Source organism: Okeania sp. SIO2F4, from assembly GCF_010672385.1.
Classification (GTDB): Bacteria; Cyanobacteriota; Cyanobacteriia; order Cyanobacteriales; family Microcoleaceae; genus Trichodesmium.
The window spans coordinates 1-3,924 of sequence record NZ_JAAHGT010000908.1 but is presented as its reverse complement, the minus strand read 5'-3'; the positions used below and the strand labels follow the sequence as shown (position 1 = coordinate 3,924).

Below are 3,924 nucleotides of genomic sequence, written 5' to 3'. Positions count from 1 at the left end.
GATAACCAAACAATTGTTTCAGAAGTATGACAACGTTTCTGGGATGGTCAAGAACCGGAAATTATCTAGAGCGATTTCGGATTTAGGTTGGCGACAATTCCGGACTTTACTAGAAGGAAAAGCTCTAAAATATGGCCGTGAGTTCCGAGTAATTGATAGATGGCTGGCAACATCTCAAATATGTTCAAATTGTGGCTTTAAAGGTGGAAAATTAGACCTTTCAATTCGCGAGTGGGAGTGTTTAAACTGTGGTAGTTGGCATGATCGCGACCTAAACGCAGCCATAAATATATTAGTCGCGGGTGGGCAATCCGAGACATTAAACGGACGTGGAGGCAAGCGTAAGACCACCCTCAAGGAGGCAGCAGCCTATGAAACGTCAACCCACCGAGGGGCTACGGCTCGGCAGGAATCTCCACGCCTTTAGGCTGGAGAGGATGTCAATGAACAGGTATGGATGGAAAGACTTGATGATCGGAAACATAAGATTCTAATCTATTAGGACTTACGCAATATAACGTATTTTCGTCCCTATCGACCGACAGGGAAGCAATCTCAAGCCCTAGTTTTTCGTACCTTATGCGTAAGTTCTGTCTATATAACTGTACTTTAAGATTTTTTACACCGAAAATGGCTTCAAACCCAGTATTAGCAAGGGAAATACCTCACAGTGCTAAAAATAGCTAAAACCTAGATATATAAAGAAAACAATTGACATAAAATCAACTAAAAAGTCGTCCTAGAAGGGCGAGGCTTTAAACCCAATTTTCTGGTAAAATTCACTCTGTTCTACAGTTCCCAACCAACCTATAACCTAAATTATCGATGAGTACCCGTGTTATCCTTGTACGTCATGGCCAAAGCACCTATAATATAGAACATCGAATTCAAGGTCGCCTTGATGCTTCAGTTCTTACAGAGACTGGCCAAAATACTGCTCGTCAAGTAGGTAAAGCTCTTCAAAACCTAAAATTTGATGCTATTTATAGCAGTCCTCTACAAAGAGCAAAGCAAACTGCTGAAATTATTCACTCCTGCTTAGACTCTCCACCTCCAGTTCAAACCAAAGAAAACTTAAGAGAAATTGATTTACCTTTGTGGGCAGGAATGTTGCGTGAAGAGGTGATAGAGAAATATCCAGAAGATTATAGTTTATGGAAAAAACATCCCCACGAACTTTGTATGGAGGTCTCAACACCAGAGGGTCAAATCAAGCATTTTCCTGTATTATCTTTGTTTGACCAAGCTCATAAATTTTGGCCTGAGATTTTGACTAGCGCTCATAAAACTATTCTAGTTGTGGCGCACAATGGTATCAATCGCTGCCTCATTTCTACAGCTTTGGGAATACAGCCATCTTATTATCACTCCATTCAACAGTCTAATTGTGGCATTAATATACTTAACTTTACTCCTCCTTATCCCTCTTTTTCTGGAGAATATAAACCAGGAGGAGCTGTACAATTAGAATCAATGAATCTCACTACTCATATTGGTGAAAAGTTTCCTAAACCTAGAGATAAACATAAAGGTCCTCGGTTGTTACTGGTGCGTCATGGCGAGACTGACTGGAACCGAGATGGTAAATTTCAAGGACAAATCGATGTACCACTTAATGATAATGGTCGGGTGCAAGCTGGCCAAGCTGCGGAATTTCTCAAGGATGTACATCTAGATTTTGCTGTTAGTAGTTCGATGCTACGTCCTAAAGAAACGGCCGAGATTATTTTGCAGCATCACCCAGATGTAGAGTTAAATTTATATGATGGTTTATGGGAAATTAGCCACGGTCTCTGGGAAGGAAAGTTTGAGTCAGAAATTGAAGATGGTTTTCCTGGATTATTGAAGCAGTGGAAGGAATTTCCAGAAACGGTACAAATGCCAGAAGGGGAAAATTTACGGCAGGTTTGGGAAAGGGCACTGGTTACTTGGCAAGAAATTATTCAGTCGGTTTCTGGTACTGGTATTGTAGTTGCCCATGATGCTATTAATAAGGCTATTCTTTGTCAATTATTTGGTTTGGAACCCCAACATTTCTGGAATTTTAAGCAGGGCAATGGAGCGGTTAGTGTAATTGATTATCCTCAAGGTCCAGATGGACCTCCGGTATTGGAGGTAATGAATATTACTTCTCATTTGTCTGGGGGTATTCTCGACAAAACTGCAGCAGGAGCGTTGTAATTTCAGTTATCAGTTATCAGTTATCAGTTATCAGTAGGGTAGTCCAGTAAGGTGCGTTTTCGGCTAAGAGCCGACATGAAACACTGCGTGATATGAAAATGAAATGTAAAGCACCGCCTATTCCAAATATTTCGGTGCTACTGGACTGACTAATTTTTTATTTGTACTGGTGACGCCAAGAATTTGATTTATGACTTTTGACTTCTGTAATAAACATCTTCAAATAATAAAAAATAAAATCAAATGAAATGAGCAGAAATATTCGCCTTTTCCCTTCTTATTCTCAAAGAGAAAATCAGACTACAAATCATTGTCTGCTGATTCTCAAAATGCTTTATGAAGAAAATCCCAAATTTTTATCAGAAGTTTTGAGCAAATTATTAGGTGAAGGTTTATCTGGAATAGTTGGAGTGAAATTCACCCAACAAGTAGGAAAAAAACAACGCATTCCTGATGGGGAAATTACTCAAGAACCTTTCTCTATTTTTATCGAAACAAAGAGAGGAAGTAGTTTTGATGAAGGACAATTATTACGTCATCTAGAAAGTCTCAAGCAAAAGCCAGGTAGAAAAGTTCTTATTGCTCTTGCTAACCACGAACAAGATGAACCTAACGACCAGGCTTTTTCTAATGTCAAAAATATTGCTAAAGCAGATAATATTTTATTTTTACCTATTAGTTTTGAATATTTTTTAGAGTCAATCAAACTGAGTAATTTAACCAAAAATCTAGCCGATGCGATTAATGATTTAGAAGAGTATTTTAATGAAGAAAATTTGCTACCTTCTTGGAAATATCGTCTAGATGTTGTTAATTGTGCTGGAACTTATGATGATGTAATTAAACATAAGATATATGTATGTACAGCCAAAGGTGGTTCATATAGTCATAGTCGTAGCCTTTATTTGGGAATATATCGAAATAAACAAGTAGACTGGGTTGCCAAGACAGAAGCAGTTGTGGATATTGAGTCAGAAGAAGAATTTTCTCTTAAGTGGAAAAATGTTAATAAGTCCGATGAAGAATTAGCTGAAGCTGCTAAAATTCGTCGTAGTTATGTAGATGATTCATGGTATCCAGCACGAGTATTTTTACTAACCGATTTACATCCAACGGATTTTCGTCAAACTACTCCTGGAGGTATGCAAAGCAGTAAACAATATCAAAATATTGGTAATGTAAATAATGCTAAAGATTTAGCTGAAAAATTACAAGGTAAAACTTGGGAAGAATATAAATAAAAAATATCTAGAAAAAAAGAAGTAGAAAGTAGGGGTAAATAATTGATAATTTTTGTCGGATAATTGGTTTTGTTTTTAACTATTGGAGGTGTTTTAAATTACCCATCGAAAAAAATTTGACCTTCATTAATTCATTATCAATTATAATCGGGTAATCTGCAAAATAATAGCCGTTCTCTCAAAAAAAACTTTACTCCATATAATGAACAGCAAATTATTTCAACAAGTCCGAATATTAGATCCAGTTTCCGAGACAGACCGAGTTGCTGATGTTTTAATTATTGATGGAAAAATAGCAGCAGTTGAGGAAAATATTTCTCAGTTCCCGACTAAAACAAATATTCAAGATTGCCGGGGATTAATTTTAGGTCCTGGTTTAGTAGACTTATATTCTCATAGTGGGGAACCAGGGTTTGAGGAACGGGAAACTATAGAGTCTTTAATCCAAGCTTCTAGAGCAGGAGGTTTTACCAGACTAGCAATTTTGCCGGATACTTTTCCA

Annotated in this window: 3 protein-coding genes and 1 pseudogene; all 4 read left to right on the top strand. The window is 37.4% G+C overall.

All coding sequences use genetic code 11. The features are described 5' to 3' along the window. Nucleotides 1-427: RNA-guided endonuclease InsQ/TnpB family protein (locus F6K22_RS34795; RefSeq protein WP_293108963.1), on the top strand; the 427-nt coding region annotated here is incomplete at its 5' end. A 398-nt stretch (nt 428-825) separates the two neighbouring features. After that, nucleotides 826-2,181: a histidine phosphatase family protein gene (locus tag F6K22_RS34790; RefSeq protein ID WP_293108960.1), complete on the top strand. Its 1,356-nt coding sequence runs from the start codon at nt 826-828 to the stop codon at nt 2,179-2,181. A 248-nt stretch (nt 2,182-2,429) separates the two neighbouring features. Continuing rightward, nucleotides 2,430-3,422 carry a hypothetical protein gene (locus F6K22_RS34785; RefSeq protein WP_293108958.1) on the top strand — a complete coding sequence of 331 codons (993 nt, stop codon included), beginning with the start codon at nt 2,430-2,432 and terminating at the stop codon, nt 3,420-3,422. A 202-nt stretch (nt 3,423-3,624) separates the two neighbouring features. After that, a pseudogene (locus F6K22_RS34780) lies at nt 3,625-3,924 on the top strand (dihydroorotase); the annotation flags it as partial.